At 37.6% G+C, this 19,519-nt stretch carries 16 protein-coding genes; 6 read left to right on the forward strand and 10 right to left on the reverse strand.

The annotated features are described in order from the left end of the window. Window positions 1-77: 77 nt before the first annotated feature. On the reverse strand, window positions 78-1,262 hold the full coding sequence (locus LXM54_RS04875; protein WP_233313960.1) for an MFS transporter: 1,185 nt from the start codon (window positions 1,260-1,262) through the stop codon (window positions 78-80). Window positions 1,263-1,356: 94 nt separating this feature from the next. Between LXM54_RS04875 and LXM54_RS04880 the strand changes: the two genes are divergently transcribed. Next, the gene (locus tag LXM54_RS04880; protein ID WP_233313961.1) at window positions 1,357-2,076 is read left to right on the forward strand and encodes a ZIP family metal transporter; all 720 of its coding nucleotides are present in this window, start codon (window positions 1,357-1,359) and stop codon (window positions 2,074-2,076) included. Window positions 2,077-2,088: 12 nt separating this feature from the next. Here LXM54_RS04880 and LXM54_RS04885 read toward each other — a convergent pair whose 3' ends face one another. Both LXM54_RS04885 and LXM54_RS04890 read right to left on the reverse strand, forming a co-directional pair. Next, a complete protein-coding gene (locus tag LXM54_RS04885; RefSeq protein ID WP_233313962.1) occupies window positions 2,089-2,913 on the reverse strand; it encodes a formate/nitrite transporter family protein in 825 nt (274 codons plus the stop codon). Window positions 2,914-3,105: 192 nt separating this feature from the next. After that, window positions 3,106-3,243: a hypothetical protein gene (locus tag LXM54_RS04890; protein WP_233313963.1), complete on the reverse strand. Its 138-nt coding sequence runs from the start codon at window positions 3,241-3,243 to the stop codon at window positions 3,106-3,108. A 314-nt stretch (window positions 3,244-3,557) separates the two neighbouring features. Here LXM54_RS04890 and LXM54_RS04895 point away from each other — a divergent pair, with 314 nt between their 5' ends. Further along, window positions 3,558-5,177 (forward strand): ABC-F family ATP-binding cassette domain-containing protein, encoded by a 1,620-nt coding sequence (locus LXM54_RS04895; RefSeq protein WP_233313964.1) that lies wholly within the window; start codon window positions 3,558-3,560, stop codon window positions 5,175-5,177. Between the two features lie 292 nt (window positions 5,178-5,469). Here LXM54_RS04895 and LXM54_RS04900 read toward each other — a convergent pair whose 3' ends face one another. From LXM54_RS04900 to mprF, 3 genes are all read right to left on the reverse strand, one after another. Then, a complete protein-coding gene (locus tag LXM54_RS04900; protein ID WP_233313965.1) occupies window positions 5,470-6,618 on the reverse strand; it encodes a D-alanyl-D-alanine carboxypeptidase family protein in 1,149 nt (382 codons plus the stop codon). 196 nt (window positions 6,619-6,814) lie between these two features. Continuing rightward, the gene (locus tag LXM54_RS04905) at window positions 6,815-8,443 is read right to left on the reverse strand and encodes a MutS-related protein (protein WP_233313966.1); all 1,629 of its coding nucleotides are present in this window, start codon (window positions 8,441-8,443) and stop codon (window positions 6,815-6,817) included. A 138-nt stretch (window positions 8,444-8,581) separates the two neighbouring features. Further along, a complete protein-coding gene (gene mprF, locus LXM54_RS04910) occupies window positions 8,582-11,116 on the reverse strand; it encodes a bifunctional lysylphosphatidylglycerol flippase/synthetase MprF (protein ID WP_233313967.1) in 2,535 nt (844 codons plus the stop codon). 539 nt (window positions 11,117-11,655) lie between these two features. Here mprF and pflB point away from each other — a divergent pair. Then, window positions 11,656-13,896, forward strand: coding sequence for a formate C-acetyltransferase (gene pflB / locus LXM54_RS04915; RefSeq protein WP_233313968.1), 2,241 nt, complete (start codon window positions 11,656-11,658; stop codon window positions 13,894-13,896). 146 nt (window positions 13,897-14,042) lie between these two features. Continuing rightward, entirely contained in the window at window positions 14,043-14,783 is a 741-nt protein-coding gene (pflA, locus tag LXM54_RS04920; protein WP_233313969.1) for a pyruvate formate-lyase-activating protein, read from the forward strand. A gap of 94 nt (window positions 14,784-14,877) precedes the next feature. Here pflA and LXM54_RS27885 read toward each other — a convergent pair whose 3' ends face one another. From LXM54_RS27885 to LXM54_RS04935, 4 genes are all read right to left on the reverse strand, one after another. Continuing rightward, window positions 14,878-15,012, reverse strand: a complete 135-nt coding sequence (locus LXM54_RS27885; protein WP_267913287.1) for a hypothetical protein — start codon at window positions 15,010-15,012, stop codon at window positions 14,878-14,880. Between the two features lie 175 nt (window positions 15,013-15,187). Next, window positions 15,188-16,009 carry an ammonia-dependent NAD(+) synthetase gene (gene nadE, locus LXM54_RS04925; protein WP_233313970.1) on the reverse strand — a complete coding sequence of 274 codons (822 nt, stop codon included), beginning with the start codon at window positions 16,007-16,009 and terminating at the stop codon, window positions 15,188-15,190. Window positions 16,010-16,025: 16 nt separating this feature from the next. Next, window positions 16,026-17,486, reverse strand: coding sequence for a nicotinate phosphoribosyltransferase (locus LXM54_RS04930; protein WP_233313971.1), 1,461 nt, complete (start codon window positions 17,484-17,486; stop codon window positions 16,026-16,028). Between the two features lie 31 nt (window positions 17,487-17,517). Continuing rightward, entirely contained in the window at window positions 17,518-18,057 is a 540-nt protein-coding gene (locus LXM54_RS04935; RefSeq protein ID WP_233313972.1) for a cysteine hydrolase family protein, read from the reverse strand. Between the two features lie 323 nt (window positions 18,058-18,380). On the opposite strand from LXM54_RS04935, the gene LXM54_RS04940 reads away from it, so the two are divergent. Together LXM54_RS04940 and yidC are read left to right on the forward strand one after the other, a co-directional pair. Continuing rightward, a complete protein-coding gene (locus LXM54_RS04940) occupies window positions 18,381-18,671 on the forward strand; it encodes a hypothetical protein (protein ID WP_233313973.1) in 291 nt (96 codons plus the stop codon). A 34-nt stretch (window positions 18,672-18,705) separates the two neighbouring features. Further along, the gene (gene yidC, locus LXM54_RS04945; RefSeq protein ID WP_233313974.1) at window positions 18,706-19,503 is read left to right on the forward strand and encodes a membrane protein insertase YidC; all 798 of its coding nucleotides are present in this window, start codon (window positions 18,706-18,708) and stop codon (window positions 19,501-19,503) included. Window positions 19,504-19,519: the final 16 nt, after the last annotated feature.

Below are 19,519 nucleotides of genomic sequence, written 5' to 3' on the forward strand. Positions count from 1 at the left end.
AAGCTCCCTTAAAAACAGCAAAAAGTCAGCCCTGCTTATAAGTTAATTTATTTTTAGCAAGTGCTGACTTTATAGAGTTATGACGGACTTTCATTCCATTGTTTTTTTAAAACAGCCTCCTGTTTTTCCAGACGAAGCAAGAATATATTCAGCCCTAGACCAATCACTGTTAAGACACTGAAAAATAAATATACATGAAAGATGCTGTAATGATCAAAAATAATGCCGCCGATAAAAGTATTGAACCAGTTGCCAAGCCCATTGCCAATCGCCGAATAGAAGGTGATTGATGTTGCAATTAAATGGACTGGCGCTATTCTTCTAATATATTGTAGACCTGCCGGAATGAACAGCCCCACACCAAATCCTTGCAGAAAAGCAGTGGCATAAACGAGTGTTAAATTCGGTTCTGTAAAATAAAAAATCCATCTGATTAAGGAGAGTATTCCCGAAAATAATGTAATTTCTAACAGGCCGAATTTTTTTATCCATGCCCCTGCAATTCGCATAAAAGGGACTTCTGACAGGACCGCTATTAAAAAGGCTATCCCTATTCCGGTATATGTACCTCCGCTTCCTTCCACAAACAAACCAAAAAAAGTGTTGTTAGCCAGATTCGGACTAAAAATCATAAACGTGATGATTAAAAACAGCATGTACTTTTTATGGGCTAACAGCTTGCTTGCTCCTTTAAGGGGATTGCTGTTTGCAGCAGCTTTTTCACGGGGCATCTTAACTGTTGTAAGCGAGCAAATCAGCAATGCAGCGAAAAAGGAAATAAAAATAATGCTCGGGGAAACTTCTGAAATCCTGCCCATTACAAAGACAGCAATCCCAAAACCTAAAGCTCCGTACATCCGCACATTTCCGTAATCAAGATTATGTTCACTCGTGTATTTTATCGTGATGCTGTCAGAAATCGGGACGATTGCACTTTGGAATACGGCAATCAATGTCGCAATCACAAAAATCCAGATAAACTGGTCCATAAACAAATACCCTAGACCACATAATCCAGCAAAAAATGCGCATAATTTAAGGATAGATGTGGGCGCATTTGTCTTATCAGAAAGAATTCCCCAAAAGGGTTGAAAAAATATGGTGACAACAGGGCCAATCGACATAATAATGCCAATTTCAAAACCAGATAAACCAATCGAATTGTTTAAATAGACACTAAGCAGCGGAGCTATGCTGCCGCTGCCAAAAAAGGCAAAAAAATAAAAGCATTGCAGGATAAAAAGTTGTTTTTGTGTTTTCATTTAAGTCCGGTCTCCTTTGCTTTTACCATTATATATCAGCATCTGAATACATGAAATGAATTTACAGAAAAAAACCAATAAGGAGCTTATATTTATGCTGGAGGCTGCAATATGGGGAGCTATCGCTAGTCTGTCTTTGTTTATCGGAAGTATAATCGGCCTTTGTTTTGAGGTACCTGCAAAAGTGAATGCCTATTTGATGGCACTGGGGACAGGAGTGCTTATCGGTGCTTCTGCCTTTGACCTGCTTGTCGAATCAATGGAAAAGAGCGGGCTTTTGATGACTTCTGTCTCTTTTCTTGGAGGGGCCCTTCTGTTTACTTTAATTGAAGTTTTCTTGTATATGAAAGGCGGTACAAACAGAAAACGGTCAACCGGAAATATTGCTTCCCACTCAGGCATAGCCATATTCATCGGAACTTTAATGGATGCTATTCCCGAATCGTTAATTATCGGTTTAAGCTTGATCGCAACCAACCATGTCGACATTCTGTTTATTGTCGCCATCTTAATCAGCAATTTTCCGGAGGCCCTTTCTTCTACTGTCGGCTTAAAAAAAGATGGCTACAAAAAAAGAAAGATTTTATTTCTATGGGCAAGTGTTGTAGGTATATCCGCACTAAGCAGCTTAATCGGCTACTCATTTATGGCAAATGCCTCCGAAATAGTTATTGCGAGTATTGAAGCTTTTGGTGCTGGAGGACTAATTGCAATGGTTTGTTCCACTATGCTGCCTGAAGCTTACCAAAAGGCTGGTCCGGTTGTTGGGTTTATCAGCTGTATCGGCTTAATGATTGCTCTTGGACTGACCTAAGATTCTGCTATCTTATTTAGCGATCTTCTTTTGACTGCTAGTTACATTTACGTCTTTTAGCTTCCCTTTTTTTCCGGAAAGGATGTACATATTTACTGCTCCGACAAACAAGCCTCCGCCAATAATATTGCCAATAGTCACCGGAATAAGATTATGAAGCGCGTTTCCTATTGTAATAAATTCAGGATGGGGAACAATTAATGCAATGGAAAACAGTCCCATATTGGCAATACTGTGTTCATAGCCTGAGACCATAAAGCCGAAAACAATAAGCATGGTAGCTAATACTTTTCCCACATCTTCTTTCATATTCATTGGAATCCAAATTGCCAAACAAACAAGCCAGTTACACAGTATAGCCCGTATAAACAGCTCTAATGTTGTTGCGCTCATTTTGCTGTTTGCGACCTCCATCAGCCAAGTTGTTTTTTCCTCCAAATGAAACAACCCGGAATAGTAAATAAGAACCACAAAAAGTACAGCGCCGGCAAAATTGCCTAAATATACGGTAACCCAGTTATAAAACGTATCACTCCAGGTTGTTCTGCCGGCAATTGTGCTCATTGTAAAGGCCATTGTATTTCCGGTAAAAAGCTCCCCACCCCCAAACATGATAAGCACTAGTGCCAGGCCGAAAAACATAGCTGTCATCATATAAGTTCCGGGCGAATGTACATCATAAAAAGGCTGTGCCAGCTTATAACAAATCACAAGGGCAAAGCCAATATACATACCTGCTAAAATTGCTTTTGTAAAATACCGGAGAAAGGAGCAATCAATCAGCTCTTTCTTTTTTAAAGCATAGGCAACCGCCTTCTTAATTGGTTCCTGTTCCATTTTGTGTTCACCCTCTCTCAATCAACAGTTTGCTCACTATTGAACAATCAATGACATTATATATTATTTTTTTGAGAGAATGACAAAGAAAAAACATGTTTCACAAAATTGTAGCATTTATTGCCTTTTTTCCTATTCATACGATGGAAACAGCATATAATGTACAACGGAACATGTTTTTAGCAGTGTAATTTAATGTGTTGTAGAGGAAGTCAATTTATTAGGTTGGCGGATGGGAACGATTAAATGTGATCTAGGTTTAGTGAAGCTTATTTTGATCCCTGATTTTTTCATCTTATTTACTAAATCAACAAGCTGTTTTCTAGCCATTTATATCTACTCCTTTATGTCCTGTTATATGTAGTGTACAGAAAATATATGAAAAAAATATGAACATTTAATAAAATTTTATTGATATTTTACGTATTCCCCAATCCAAGCACCTAAAACTCGTTTTAGTCATTTTAACGCTTACAAATCATATTCGCTTAAGATTAAACAATTCCTCCTTTTTTTATAAAAAATCTCAAATCTTACATAAGGAAAACGCGGAGATTGAGTAAGTTTTTCTAAGAAAAATTCGCTCTTACCTGTTAATGATGGTATAATTTTATGGATATTGTATTTTGGAGGAAAAAATATAAATGATAACAGTTAGCAATGTTGGTCTTCGATATGGTGATCGTAAATTATTTGAAGATGTTAATATTAAATTCACACCTGGGAATTGTTATGGTTTAATCGGGGCAAATGGTGCCGGTAAATCAACTTTCCTTAAAATTCTTTCCGGTGAACTGGAAGCTCAATCCGGTCATGTTTCATTAGGCCCTGGAGAAAGGCTTGCTATCCTGAAACAGAACCATTTTGAGTACGAGGAGCATGAAGTGCTGCAAGTAGTCATCATGGGTCATACAAGACTGTATGAAGTAATGAAGGAAAAAGATGCTATTTATATGAAAGAAAACTTCTCTGACGAGGACGGTATGAAAGCTGCTGAACTTGAAGGTGAATTTGCTGAATTAAATGGTTGGGAAGCTGAATCAGAGGCGGCAATCCTATTAAAAGGATTAGGAATCAATGAAGATCTGCACAATAAAAAAATGGCAGACATCAGCGGATCAGAAAAAGTTAAGGTACTTCTTGCACAAGCACTATTTGGTCAGCCAGACGTTCTTTTGCTTGATGAGCCTACAAACCATCTTGACATTGGCGCAATCCAGTGGCTAGAAGAATTCTTAATCAACTTCGAGAATACTGTTATTGTTGTTTCCCATGACAGACATTTCTTGAACAAAGTATGTACTCATATTGCTGATTTGGATTACAGCAAAATTCAGATTTATGTTGGTAACTACGATTTCTGGTATGAGTCAAGCCAATTAGCTTCTAAAATGGCAAATGATGCAAACAAGAAAAAAGAAGAAAAAATTAAAGAGCTGCAAAACTTTATCGCACGATTCAGTGCAAATGCATCAAAATCCAAGCAGGCAACATCAAGAAAAAAATTGCTTGATAAAATTTCTCTGGACGATATTAAACCATCTTCTAGAAAATATCCATATGTTGCATTTACACCTGAAAGAGAAATAGGAAATGACCTATTGCGTGTAGAGAATCTGTCAAAAACAATTGATGGCGTTAAAGTTCTAGATAACATCAACTTTATCATGAACAAAGATGACAAAATTGCTCTTGTTGGAAAAAATGAACTGGCAAAAACTACTCTATTCCGCATTTTAATGGGAGAAATTGAGCCAGACAGCGGTTCCTTCAAATGGGGAATTACGACAACACAAAGCTACTTCCCTGCAGATAACTCTGAATACTTCGCACGTGACGAGCAAAGCCTAGTTGATTGGCTGCGCCAATACTCACCAAATGATCAGACAGAAAGCTTCTTGAGAGGTTTCCTTGGCAGAATGCTGTTCTCTGGTGAAGAAGTAATGAAAAAACCTAGCGTTCTTTCCGGAGGAGAAAAAGTCCGCTGCATGCTTTCCAAAATGATGCTTAGCGGTTCCAACGTGCTGCTTATGGATGAACCAACAAACCACTTGGATCTTGAATCCATTACAGCATTAAACAACGGCCTTATTAACTTTAAAGGCTCCTTGCTGTTCGCATCACATGACCATCAGTTTGTTTCTACAATCGCAAACAGAATCTTTGAGATTACACCAAGCGGCCTAGTAGACAAACAAGTAACTTATGATGAGTACTTGGAAGATGCACAGCTGCAAAAGCAAGTAGCTGAAATGTATAAATAAGTACAAAAAAATGGGCCCTGCTTGTTGCAGGGCCCATTTTTTATTGCACTATAATATTGATAATGGGTTAGTAGGTATTTTTAACTTATTTGTTAAAGTGATACAAAATACCCAAAATACGTTTATAGGAGTAATAGAAGTCTTTATTCAAAAAATGAACGGAAGTGGTGAGACTCCTACAAGAATAGCGAAACAGCCTTGTCCCACTGGAAAGCGAACCACAGCAGTGCTAATCAACATCCCTAGTTTACCAATAAATTTATCAAGCTTACTATCAAACAGTCTTCTTTTGCTATCTTTTCTTTTTGTATATAACAGCAGCTGCTATGATACCAATAACAAGGACACCAGCTATGACCTTAATAGAAAGATAAGAACTATCGCTTTCTTCCTTATTACTTAAAGTGTCACCAGCTTGAAGCACATCGAGAGGCACCTTTTCCTTCAGCTGAAGTGATTGAATAGTATCGCCAGCTTTTGTCTGCATCAACAGCTCTCCAGTCGGTGTGATAACTGGTGTGCTGTTATCCTTCGGAACAGTGACAAGCTCGGTCTTTTCTGTTTGAAAGACTTTACCTGCAACTGGATATTGCATACCTGGCGGAAACGTGTCATTTATAAAATTTTTGAAGCCATAATCAAACATTGCTTCTGTATCTTCATAAACATCCTCTTTCCAATCACCTTTCAGGACAATTGCAATTAAGTTTAGCCCGTCATTGGCAGCAGACGTTGCTAATGTTTGTTTGGATTGATCTACATAGCCGGTTTTCCCACCGTTGACACCTTCATACGGCAGTTCTCCCTTTAACATAAGATGGTGGGTAACAAGCGTCGTATCCCAAGATAATCCATCCCAGTTCAACTCTTTCGTACCGAAAATAGCTCGGAAGGCTTCATTTCTTAACGCATACTTTGTGATAAGCGCCATATCATAAGCAGTCGTATAATGGTTTTCATTGAACAAACCACTTGGATTCGTAAAATGAGTCGACTTTACTTTTATTTCTGTTTTCAAATAGTCATTAAAGTTTTGTTCAAATTGCGCAGGACTTCCATCTAGATATTCTGCAACTGCATCTGCAGCATCATTGCCTGAATTGACAAGCATACCATTCAGCAGTTTTCCCAGACTGACTTTTTCACCAGTCTCTAAATAAACACTGGTCCCCTCTTCTTCTGCTGCATGTTTGCTTACCATTACCATATCGTCTAAAGAACCTTTTTCTAATGCGTATATGGCCGTAGCGATTTTCGTCAAGCTCGCTGGATACATTTTTTTATAGCCGTTTTTTTGGAATAGTACTGCACCTGTTTTTTCATCAAGCAAAAGTGCCGACTCGCTCTTTAACTCGAGTTCTTTCTCCTCTTTTCCTGCAGCTGATGCAGTTGACGCAAAAAGAAAGCTCAAAAGAACAAGTGCGGCAATACTAATCTTCATCTGTAAATCACCTAATTTTTCGTCTCTTTTCAATTACCATGACTATTTTACCAGATTTTACTCTTGATTGCACAGCGATCATATGTTTCAATTCATTATCATTTTCTATATTTGGATAATTTATTAGAAAATTTTTTCAAACTAACGTTTAAATGACAGGAAACACCGTTGACCAAGTCAGCGGTGTTTCCTGTCATTAGATTAAGCTGTTATTTAATTCCTTTGCTTTATTAACGGCATGAAGATACACTTTCTCTGGAAAACCCGTAATCCTCAGCAGTTCGATTGCGTTTCTTGTGTTGGACGCACCTTCTTTTATTAAAAAATCAAAGATGATTTCATCGTCTACTATCTGTTCTCTGAAATGATAATTTTTGTATTTATCATTAAGCATCTCTGTTAATTCTATATCATGAGTTGCCGCCATGATTTTTGTATTGCTGCAATGATTTAAATATTCCAGTACTGATTCGGCGGCAGCAACCCTCTCCATTGTATTAGTGCCTTTAAAAATCTCATCCATAAATACATACAATAACATATCACTGCTATTGTTTCTTCTGTCAAAGATTCTTTTCAATGCCTTAATTTCACTTAAAAAATAGCTTTGTCCCTTTTCGATATCATCAGACATTGCCATGGAAGAGTAAACCTCCCCTCTTGTAAGTCTGATTTTATGGCTAGTACTTGTATTTAAAGCTTGTGAAAATATAATATTTACAGCAATAGTTTTGATGAAGGTCGATTTTCCTGAAGCATTCGAACCGGTCAGCAAACTATTTTGCGTGAATTCAAAGTCATTGCCAACAGGGTTGCTTACTAAAGGATGATAGCCATTAACAATTGTCAAAGAATCATTATCAGTGTATTCTGGCAAACAATAATATGGCAATGTTTTTCTCCACAAAGCAATCGAATAATACAAATCAATTTCCGCTGTTTTTCTCCATGCCAACTCGTATGTTTGACTGTTATTGTTTATAAGATAAACGATGTAATGAAAAACAAAATAATCTATAAGAAAAATTGATTTCAACATCGTAAATAGTTGCAGTATTAAATTTGTACCCGTCGGATCATCTTTCAATAAAAAAACACTGATAAAAGGAGCACTTTTTAGTTTACTTGTCTTTTTTAAAAAGTCAGTGTCCTGATTTAGCTTCGCGATATTTCTGGAGGTAAGCAGGATAGTTAGGCAATAAAACAAGCTTTCATATTCAGCTTCGTTTTTAGAACGGTTTATGTAGAATAAAAAACTGTTCACTAATATGCTAATAAAAAATAACCCTAAACCAATTTGAAGGGAAAATCCAATGATTGCTAATCCTATAATCGGAAGCAAACCTAGCAATATATATATTTTATTGAAACTACTATCAGGTTTTGCATAAATATATTTGGAAGAGTTAGCATACGGTGCTTTTCCTAATGCTGATAAAATCAGTGATAACTTCGTGCGGTATTCTTTGTTTAAACTTATTTTTTCTATCTTTTTTTCTTCAAACAAATGCGTTTCATGTGGTGCTTTTAATCGATAGTACAGCAATTCCTCACCGATTGATGTAAAGGTGAAATTAATCGTCTTAAAAATTTTAGTCAAATTTAGATCATGCCAGGTAATATGATCGACGACAGCATTCTTTTCTTTATTTAAGTTCACATTTTCATAGAGATATGTAAATGTTTCATGGAAATTTTCTGTATGATCTAATTTCTCATTCTTGTCCCATAAACTTAAAATAAGCTTTTTCCTTTTCCGCGAATAATACATATTAACAAGTACAGCTATTCCGCTTACTATTACGATTATAAAAACATAAAACATATTTTCCTCCTATTCTAGCATTTGAATATACTTTATTTTAACTTAAAATCCAATTTATTACCAAATTTGTTTTTTATTATCTTATTTGAATGCGCAGAATTATTTAATTTACAATAGAAAAAAGAGCTGAATAATATTTCAGCTCCTTTTACCCTTAGCAACAAGCATTGTTACTTGTGCTGATGTAAACGGCAGGGATGACTTCCTTCTATACCCTAAATACTTTGGCTCCCATATGTCACAATATTTGTTTTTAAAATTCCGCAATCCTTGAAAATGATAAAAAACATGTCCGTGCTTAAAGATTTGCGCGGCCACCTTTTCACTTAAGAAGGAAAAGCGTGAAATCCCAAGATTGGATAATGGAGCCATTCCTAAATTACAGCTTTCCGTCCCTGCTTCCTTCAAATACTCAAAGGTATGCAAATACAGAAAATCCATCGATCCAGATGGAGCGCCAGGCAAACTTCTCATTAAATCTATCGACCACATTTGTTTTTGTTGATAGGAAGGAATCAGTGTTAAAAATGAAATTATTTTACCATCAGGATCTTTTACGTAGATTATTTTACATGTATTTATATAATCCCTTTCAAAAAAACCTAATGAAAAGCCTTTTTCTCTTCTTCCTCCAAGCCATCTGTAGCTTATATTCTCCAGTTCATTTAAAAGTTTTAGATCATGTTCTGGCAAAGAAACTTGCACAGTATAGCCTTCTCTTTCAAATTTATTTTTTATCGCTCGATAATTTTTCATTTTTTTACCTGTCAGTGAAAAGCTGTTCAAGTCTACATGACCTTCTTCACCAAGCTTAAAAAAATCATATCCGTTAGCATGTAGAATCGGCAGCATATTTCGGCTCGTTTGGTAAAAGACGGGCGTAAATCCATAAATATCAGCTTTTTCATAAAGCTCCTCCACGGCTTTTACAAAGTCTTTCTCTTCGCCGATAGGGTCTCCTAAAACAATCAGTTTGTCTGCATATGTTTCATATGCAAACAGCACATTCCGCTCTTTATTCCAAAAGATATATTTATCATGCAAAAAGATAAGATGTGCTAAAGTGGTGCCATTATACTTTTCCAAATGTTCCATTATCTCTGCTTCCATTTCTCTAGATGGCAATTTTGTTAAGCTCTTCGGCTTCTTAATCCAATAGCCTACAAGGATGATGATAAGAGCAATAAATAAAGAAACAAATGCACTCCAAAACAGACTTTTTGCATCTGAAATAATATAGGGCTTCACAAATTTAGGGACACTTGCAATGCTTGTTGGCAAATTTAAATAACCAAGCGTCAAATAACCAAATGAAAAAAAGGATATAACAATTATGTCAAAGCAAATTTTCCCCCAGGTTAGGACAAAGCTCTCCCGGTAGAACTTGCCCCTTGAGAGCAGCAGAAGGATTAACACAACAACGATGATTGTTGCTTCTTCATAATCAAGCCCTTTTAAAAATGTCGTAACAGCCGCAATTGCCAAAACGAATAAAGTGAGATGATAGGTCCTCTTTTCCCTGTATTCTATCCCTCTAGCAAGACCTAAAAGGACAAGACCTGCTCCGACGGATACGTGATGGGAAATGTTCATGACAGGCAAACTGATAAATTGCTCTGTAAGGCGCAGTCTTTCTAAAATCCCTGGTACTGCACCTGAGATTAACAGCAAAATTCCTGAAAGAAACACAAGAATTGTCAGAAAGAAATGACTGATATTCTGCACAACTGCACGCGGGATATTGTTCCAATATTTATTCCACTTTTTCCATAAATCGCGAATAAGCAAAATCAAACCAGTGAAGAACGGTATAAAATAATAGCCTATTCTGTACAGGAGAAGCACAACAAGCAGTTTTTCTGTAGAGACACCTATATATTCAAGGCCCCATAGAAATACAAGGTCAAATGCTCCGATTCCACCAGGAATCATGCTGACAATCCCAGCACCGACAGCAATAAGGAAAATCTTCAGAAAGTCCCAGCCTCCTACAGGGAGGTCAACAAGGCATGCGAGCCAATATAAGTAGAAATAAATGAAGCTCCACTCTAAAATAGATGCACCGAGCAGCGAAGCTGCCATGTTACGGGATTTAATAATCTTATGTAAATTGGTTTTCTTTATGAAATAGCTGATGATAAGGATTGGCAGTATGGCCGAAACGACTAAGGTTGTCACCATCAGCCAATGATGATTCTGTATGAGCGGCATCTTCCAGCTGTCAAATAAAATCACCCAAGTTAAAAAACTAACTCCAGTTAAGTAAAACATCGTGATAAAAGCAATACCCTTCATCAGCCTCTTCTTGTCTTGCTCATATTCTTTATAAAAATAAGTTCTTAAGGCGATACCAATTAATCCGCCAAATCCAAGCAGATTAGAAAAGGAATTGCTGATAAGAGAATACTTGGTCAGCTGTTTCACTGATATTTGTGCATTTAAATATTTGCTTAAAAAATGATCATAAAAATACATTGGCGATAACGCTATAAATCCAAAAACAACGATGAGGACTAGCTCCAAAAAGTCCAATTTATCAATATATTTCATTAACAGCCCGAAATCGATGGTAAGGAACATATCCCTGAATTCCAATGAAACAAGCAGCAGCAAGGTTACTGGAAATAGTATTTTCAGCAGCAGCATTATTCGGTCTTTTGTTATAAACGACATTAAAACACCTCAAAAAATTTTTTGCGCTTCAATTGATATTTAGTAATCATTAAAGCATGTCCATCATTGCCTTTGACTTACATGAAAGACCAATGAATGGCAGATAAAAATAAGAATACAAACCAGGAGAAAAAAATACATACTCCCCTATCATATCTTAAATCGGCTGTGCGGAAAATAAAAATTAACTTTTTTACATGCATTTTCCATTAGTAAAATTATGCACAAGTCACATTACTGCTAATCCTATAGTTCACTGGTAATTTAAAATCCCATTAAAACAGATTTACTATTTTGCTTTTCTATTATATAACAGTTAACAAGAAGCAATTTTGTTATACACTTTAAAATACGAAGATTTTATGCTATTTCACTTTTCTCCCCCCTCCCCAAGTCTTGTCATATCAACAGTTCACAGATTAGTCACAGAATTGCCTTAACTTATACATAATTTTGTGAAATACATCACATTATTATCTGTTATATTTAATTTAGAAATATTTTTAATATCTGTTATACAAAAAAAGAGGTGACTAGTAATGGAAAAGCTGGAAACAAATTATTGGAATGGATTTAAAAGCGGCAGTTGGGAAAAGGAAGTGAATGTGCGCGACTTTATCTTAAAGAATTTCAAACCGTATCACGGCGACTCTTCTTTTTTAAGCGGTCCGACTGTGGAGACAACGCAGCTGTGGGAACAAGTTCTTGAGCTTTCTAAGAAAGAAAGAGACAGAGGCGGTGTTTATGATCTCGACACTGACATCCCTTCTACAATTACATCGCATGGTCCTGGTTATTTGGACAAAACAAAGGAAAAGATTGTCGGTGTTCAAACAGATGAGCCATTCAAAAGATCCTTCCAGCCTAACGGCGGCATCAGAATGGCAGTGCAAGCGTGTGAGTCTTACGGTTATAAAGCAGACGAAAAATTAGAAGAGTTCTTTACTAAACACCGAAAAACACATAATGCCGGCGTCTTTGATGCATACACAGATGAAATGCGCCTTGCACGAAAAGCAGCAATTATCACAGGGCTCCCTGATGCATATGGACGGGGCCGGATTATCGGCGATTATCGCCGTGTAGCTTTATACGGTATTGACTTCTTAATAAAAGAAAAACAAAAAGACAAAAAAGCAACAAGCTCAATTATGACAGAAGATGTTATGCGTCTTAGAGAGGAAGTTTCAGAGCAAATCCGTGCTTTAGCTGAACTGAAGGAGCTGGGAGAAAGCTACGGCTTCGATTTGTCCAGACCAGCTGCTAATACACAAGAAGCGTTTCAATGGCTGTATTTAGCTTATCTGGCAGCAATTAAAGAGCAAAACGGGGCAGCAATGAGTCTTGGACGTGTTTCCACTTTTCTTGATATTTATATTGAACGAGATTTAGAGCTGGGATTACTAACAGAGAAACAAGTCCAAGAGATTGTCGATCATTTCATCATGAAGCTGCGCCTTGTTAAGTTCGCCAGAACGCCAGACTATAACGAACTGTTCAGCGGCGATCCTACATGGGTAACTGAGTCAATTGGGGGTATGGCTAATGACGGACGGCCGCTTGTGACAAAGAACTCATTCCGCTTTCTCCATACACTTGATAATCTCGGACCTGCGCCTGAACCGAACTTAACAGTTCTTTGGTCCACCCAGTTACCGGAGAATTTTAAAAAGTACTGTGCTCAAATGTCCATTCAAACAAGCTCGATTCAATATGAGAATGATGACATTATGAAACCTCACTGGGGTGATGATTACGGAATTGCCTGCTGTGTTTCTGCGATGGAAATAGGCAAGCAAATGCAGTTCTTCGGCGCTCGTGCGAATCTTGCAAAATGTCTTCTATATGCAATTAACGGAGGCAAAGATGAAAAATTGAAAGTACAGGTCGGCCCTGACTACAGCCCTGTTGCTTCTGAGTATTTGGATTATGACGAAGTGATGGAGAAATTCGATCAAATGATGGAATGGCTGGCAGGTCTTTATATCAATACATTAAACGTCATCCATTATATGCATGACAAATACAGCTATGAAAGAATAGAAATGGCCTTGCATGATACAGAAATATTACGGACGATGGCAACTGGAATTGCTGGACTAAGCGTAGTGGCAGACTCATTGAGCGCTATCAAATATGCAAAAGTGAAAGCAATCAGGGATGAAAACGGCATTGCCGTTGATTTTGCCACAGAAGGAGATTATCCGAAATACGGAAACAATGATGATAAAGTTGACAGCATTGCCGTTTCTATTGTCGAAAGTTTTATGAAAAAGCTGCGGAAACATGTGACTTACCGCAACTCTATGCACACAATGTCCATCCTGACGATTACTTCGAATGTTGTGTATGGTAAAAAGACAGGAAACACACCGGATGGGCGCCGTGCCGGCGAACCGTTCGCACCTGGAGCAAATCCAATGCATGGCCGGGATACAAAAGGCACATTAGCCTCTCTGTCATCTGTTGCTAAACTTCCTTATGATTCATCTTTGGACGGTATATCTAATACTTTCTCTATTGTTCCTAAAGCACTCGGCAAAGAGGAAGAAGACCGTGCATCCAATCTTGTATCTATATTAGACGGTTACGGAGTAAAGGCCGGTCATCATTTAAATGTAAACGTATTTAACAGAGAAACACTTCTAGATGCAATGAAGCATCCAGAATCATATCCGCAGTTGACTATTCGTGTCTCAGGTTATGCCGTCAACTTTATTAAACTGACACGTGAACAGCAATTGGATGTCATTAACAGAACATTCCACGAATCTATGTAATTTCTCCCCTCTCAGGCTTGCAGTAAGAATTGCTGCTAGCCTGAGAAGATTGCTTTTATAAAAAACCGGCATACAAGGAAAAGTGAGACCCCTTCTTTCCCTTGTATGCCTAATAAATTGCCCCACACACAGAAAGGAGCATAATCATGAAAGGCAATATCCATTCCATTGAAACATTTGGAACCGTTGATGGACCAGGCATACGATATGTATTATTTATGCAAGGCTGTTTGTTGCGCTGCCAATTTTGCCACAATGCAGATACTTGGGAAATGAATGTTAGCAAAGAAGTTGAAGTAAAGGAAATCATCGACGATTTAACAGCCTACCTCCCTTTTATTCATGCATCAGGAGGAGGAATAACAGTAAGCGGAGGTGAACCGCTGCTGCAGCTCCCCTTTCTAATCGAACTGTTTAAAGAATGTAAAAAAATAGGTATTCATACAGCAATTGACACATCAGGAGGCTGCTATTCAACAGCACCTCATTTTCAAGAACAGCTACTAGAGCTATTTTCCTTTACAGATTTAATTTTACTAGATTTAAAGCATATCAACCGTAAAAAACATATTAAATTAACAGGAATGGGAAATGACCATATCCTTGCCTTTGCTACCTTTCTGTCTGAAAAACAGATACCTGTTTGGATACGGCATGTTCTCGTACCAACTATTAATGACAGTCGAGAAGACTTGAGTATGCTTGGAGATTTTATTGCGACATTGTCTAATATCGAAAAAGTTGAAATCCTTCCTTACCATAAACTAGGTGTTTATAAATGGGAATCGCTTGGTCTAGAATACCCATTAAAAGGAATTGAACCTCCAAGTGAAGCCTCTGTCCAGTTCGCATATAACATGCTTACAGGCTCTCAAATAAATAATTAAGATGATTTTTCGACAGAGAAAAGCCTCAAGCAAAAAAGAATCATTAGCTCGAGGCTTTATATTTATGACAGCTGCCAAAAGACAGCTAATGTGATTATTCTTCGTCTTCTCCATATTCTTCGTCTTCTTTAGAATCTTCAACTTTACCTTTTCCTACTGATAATCCCCATGTAAAGTTAACTGGTACGTTCAGCAGCAGCATGCTTAAGTTCACACCAAATAGTGTCATAGTTTTCCCTCCCTCTTACTATTTTTCCTGCCTATTTCTTCACTTAAAAAGTGAGCATCTTTTTTACTTACACTGCTAACTTATGTAAAACATCTAGGACATGCCTGTGTGAATAACCAGTTTTGGTTATTCACACCAAAAAAACCTCCCGTTTTATAACGAGAGGTTAATCCATTTATTTCTTCCACCAATCATCAAACATAGATGCAGGCACTTGTCGTTTATGTTCTGTAATTAAGTAACGAGCTTCAATTTTTTCAGCTGCTTCTTGTGGGACTTCCTTACCTTCTAAGTAGTCATCCAACTGATCATAAGAAATTCCAAGCTCTGTTTCATCTGCTTGACCTGGTTTCTCATCAAGCAAGTCAGCAGTCGGTACTTTTAAGTAAATTCTTTCTTCTGCTCCAAGTTCCTTTAACAGCTGTTTCCCTTGGCGCTTTGTAAGACCAGTTAACGGCAGTACATCTGCTCCGCCATCTCCATATTTTGTGAAGAAGCCTGTAACTGCCTCTGCAGCATGATCTGTACCAATTACTAGTAAATTTAACTGACCGCCAATTGCATACTGCGCAATCATTCTCGCTCTAGCCTTGATATTTCCTTTATGATAATCAGCTAGTGGAGTATCGGCCATTTCATCATAAACTCTCTTAAATTCGTCAACAGGACCACGAACATTGAATTCAAGCTCTTTATCTGCTGCAATAAACTTCAGTGCTTTGTTAGCGTCGTCTTCATCTGCTTGCACACCATATGGCAATCTTACTGCAACAAATGTAGCATCATAACCTTCACTGCGAAGCTCTTCCACAGAAAGCTGAGCCAATCTGCCTGCAAGAGATGAATCCTGGCCCCCGCTTATTCCTAATACAAATCCTTTTGCTTTTGTCTTTTTCAAGTATTCTTTCAGAAAGTTAATGCGCAGTCTTATTTCTTCTTTAGCATCAATTTCAGGTTTCACGTTTAGTTCAGCGATAATTTGATTTTGTATGCTCATGTCAGCATTCCTCCTGTTATTCCTTATTTTTAATGTTGCTTTTTACTTTTTCTAAATGATTCATCTTGTTTTCCCAACAAAGCGGGCTTAAATCAACTGGATATTCCTCCGGATTGAGTGAACGCTTGTATTCATCCCACAGCACATCCAAGTTATCCTCCGCATATTTTTGTGATTCAAAAATTGTCGGTGACTTATAGATAAGCTCTCCATTTTGGAAAATATCCTTATGAATATCCTTCGCATGGAAATTAGTAACAAATTTACTGATATAAGTATGTGTTGGATGAAACATCTTTAAGCGCTCCTCTTCTTCTGGATGCTCCGTTTCCAAACAAATATAGTCACCTTCGGATTTATGGTTGATGCTGTTGATGATGCGGTATACCCTTTTAATGCCAGGTGTTGTCACCTTTTCTGGGTTTCCGCTGATTTTGATTGTATCTTGCATATTACCCTCTTCATCCTCAATTGAAACAAGCTTGTATACTCCGCCTAAAGCAGGCTGGTCAAAAGCAGTAATCAGCTTCGTGCCAATGCCCCATACATCAATCTGAGCTCCTTGAGCCTTCAAGTTGATAATCGTATATTCATCCAAATCATTGCTTGCTACAATTTTCGTATCTGTAAAACCTGCTTCATCAAGCATTTTTCGCGCAGCTTTGGAAAGATAAGCAAGGTCGCCGCTGTCTAATCTGATGCCGACAAAATTAATAGCATCACCAAGTTCCTTTGCCACTTTAATGGCATTGGGAACTCCTGAACGCAAAGTATCATACGTATCAACCAAAAAGACACAGTCTTTATGACGTCGTGCATACTTATGAAATGCCGTATATTCATCTCTGTAAGCCTGAATCATGCTATGAGCATGCGTTCCAGATACAGGGATGCCAAACAGCTTGCCTGCTCTAACATTGGACGTGGAGCTAAATCCGCCGATAAACGCTGCTCTTGTACCCCAAAGTGCCGCATCCAGTTCATGGGCGCGTCTGCTGCCAAATTCCATTACGACTCCCTCACCGATAGCATGCTTAATGCGAGATGCTTTTGTCGCAATCAATGTTTGGTAATTCACAATATTTAGCAATGCCGTCTCAATTATTTGGGCTTGAGCAAGCGGGGCCTCCACTCTTAACAATGGTTCATTAGCAAAAACGATTTCTCCTTCCTCTACTGAACGCAAGTTCCCGGTAAAACGAAAATCCTTTAAATACTCCAGAAAGTCCTCTTTAAAGCCGCTCTCTCTCAAATATTCAATATCACTGCTTGTGAAATGCAATTCTTTTATGTACTGAATTATTCTTTCTAATCCTGCAAAAACAGCGTATCCATTATTGAAAGGAAGCTTGCGAAAGTACACCTCAAATACAGCATTTCTTTCCGAAACGCCATCCTCCCAGTATGTTTCTGCCATATTAATTTGATATAAATCTGTATGCAGCATTAAGCTGTCATCACGAAAATTAAAACTCATGCTTTTCCTCCTGCGGTTTAACCAATTCGCCTTACAAAATGACTGCACCTAATGTGCTTTTAAAATGATCAATGGCCCAAATATGACCTGGTTCATTAAAGGATGCGGTCGCATTCTCATGAATGAAAAGGTTGAATCCTTTATTGTAACAATCTACAGCTGTATGAAGTACACAAATATCTGTACAGACACCTACTAAATGCACGTCCTTTATGTTTCTTTCATTCAGCTTTAATTCAAGATCAGTACCGGCAAAGGCACTATATCTAGTTTTGTCCATCCAGTATACATGCTCCAGTTCCTTGTTTTTCTCATACACTTCCTTTAATGAACCATAAAGGTTTCTGCCTTTTGTTCCTTTAATGTTATGAGGCGGAAACAGCTTTGTCTCAGGATGATATTGATCCTTTTCCGTATGTAAATCAATAGCAAAAACAGTAAAATGACCTTCTTCAATAAATTGTTTGGTAATAGCAGAAATAGTGCTTTCTATTTTCATTCCAGATTCTCCGCAAGGCAGAGCTCCCTCAATAAAATCGAAAGTATAATCTATATTTATTAGTGCTTTCACTTATGAGCAGCCTCCTAAGGTTACGCCAAAATATGTGAACACATTATACCGAACTTCGTTTCATTTTACCATAAACTAAACTTGTTCCATTTTGTAAGTGATGTATTTTTAACTCTATCATACACCTAATTATGACAATTATTAAGGAAAGTTTTTAGATTGAGACAAATTTTTAATAAAAATTAGGTATTTCCCCCTGTCAATCACCGTTTCAGTCATTTGAGTAAATTATGTACAAAGTATGACTGGTAATAGAACACGATTGCCATTTAGGCTTATTTTCGATATAATTTATTTGTTGATAACGAACCTGAGGTGTATAAATGTTCGAATTCTTAATAGATTTGACAAACATTCCAAGCTATCAAACCATCTACATTACCGTAATGATTGGATTAATGGTTAAATATTTTTGGGATATCAACCTGCAAATCACTGTTAATGATGATTTTATCGCATCAGACGGCCTTTACTTGCAAAGAGTCGTCACGACGGTAAATTTTAATGTTCAAAAATACAATACTCCTATTTTGCAATGGATATGCAAGAATATCCGCAAAAGAATGGAAAGTTCCGCTGATGATCCGGAAAAACCGCTTCTCCTCCTGAATTAAACAAAATTTTTTCAACGAACTAGGAGGAGTCGAAATGACAAAATCAGCAAAAAAACTTTTATTAGTATTTATGACAATATTAACTGCCGTTATGCTTAGCGCATGTTCAACAGCAGGAAACGGAAGCGGGAACAGCGGTGGCTGGTTCCATAACACGGTCGTAGAGCCTTTCGCTTCTTTAATACATGGAATGGCAATGATGTTTAACGGCAACTTCGGTCTTGCCATCATCTTGATTACCCTTATTATTCGCCTTCTATTGATGCCGCTTATGTTAAGACAATACAAAAAGCAGCAGCAGATGAAAGAAAAGATGGAAATAATCAAGCCGGAAATGGACAGAATCCAAAAGAAAATAAAAGCGACGAAAGACCAGAAAGAACAGCAAAACCTACAACGGGAAATGATGGATCTTTATAAGACACACGGTGTCAATCCATTATCAATGGGCTGTCTGCCTATGCTTATTCAGATGCCGATTCTCATGGGCTTCTATTACGCGATAAGAGGCTCACAGGAAATTGCCAGCCATTCATTCCTATGGTTTAATCTTGGCCATTCAGACCTTATTTTAACAGCTATCGCTGGTATTGTTTATTATTTACAATTCCGTGTTACTCAAAACACGATGACTGCTGAACAACAAAAACAAATGAAATTTATGGGATTAATTTCCCCAATCATGATTGTTATGGTTTCTCTTAATGCTCCAGCTGCCCTGCCGTTATATTGGACAGTCGGCGGAATCTTCCTTATCTTCCAGTCTATGCTTGGAAGAAAGCTGTATCCGCCTGCCAAAGTGACTGAAAGCACGAAAGAAGTTAAACAATAAGGAAAAAAGCAGAACG

It is taken from the genome of Bacillus sp. Au-Bac7, assembly GCF_021341655.1.
In the GTDB taxonomy this organism is placed as follows: Bacteria; Bacillota; Bacilli; order Bacillales; family Cytobacillaceae; genus Niallia.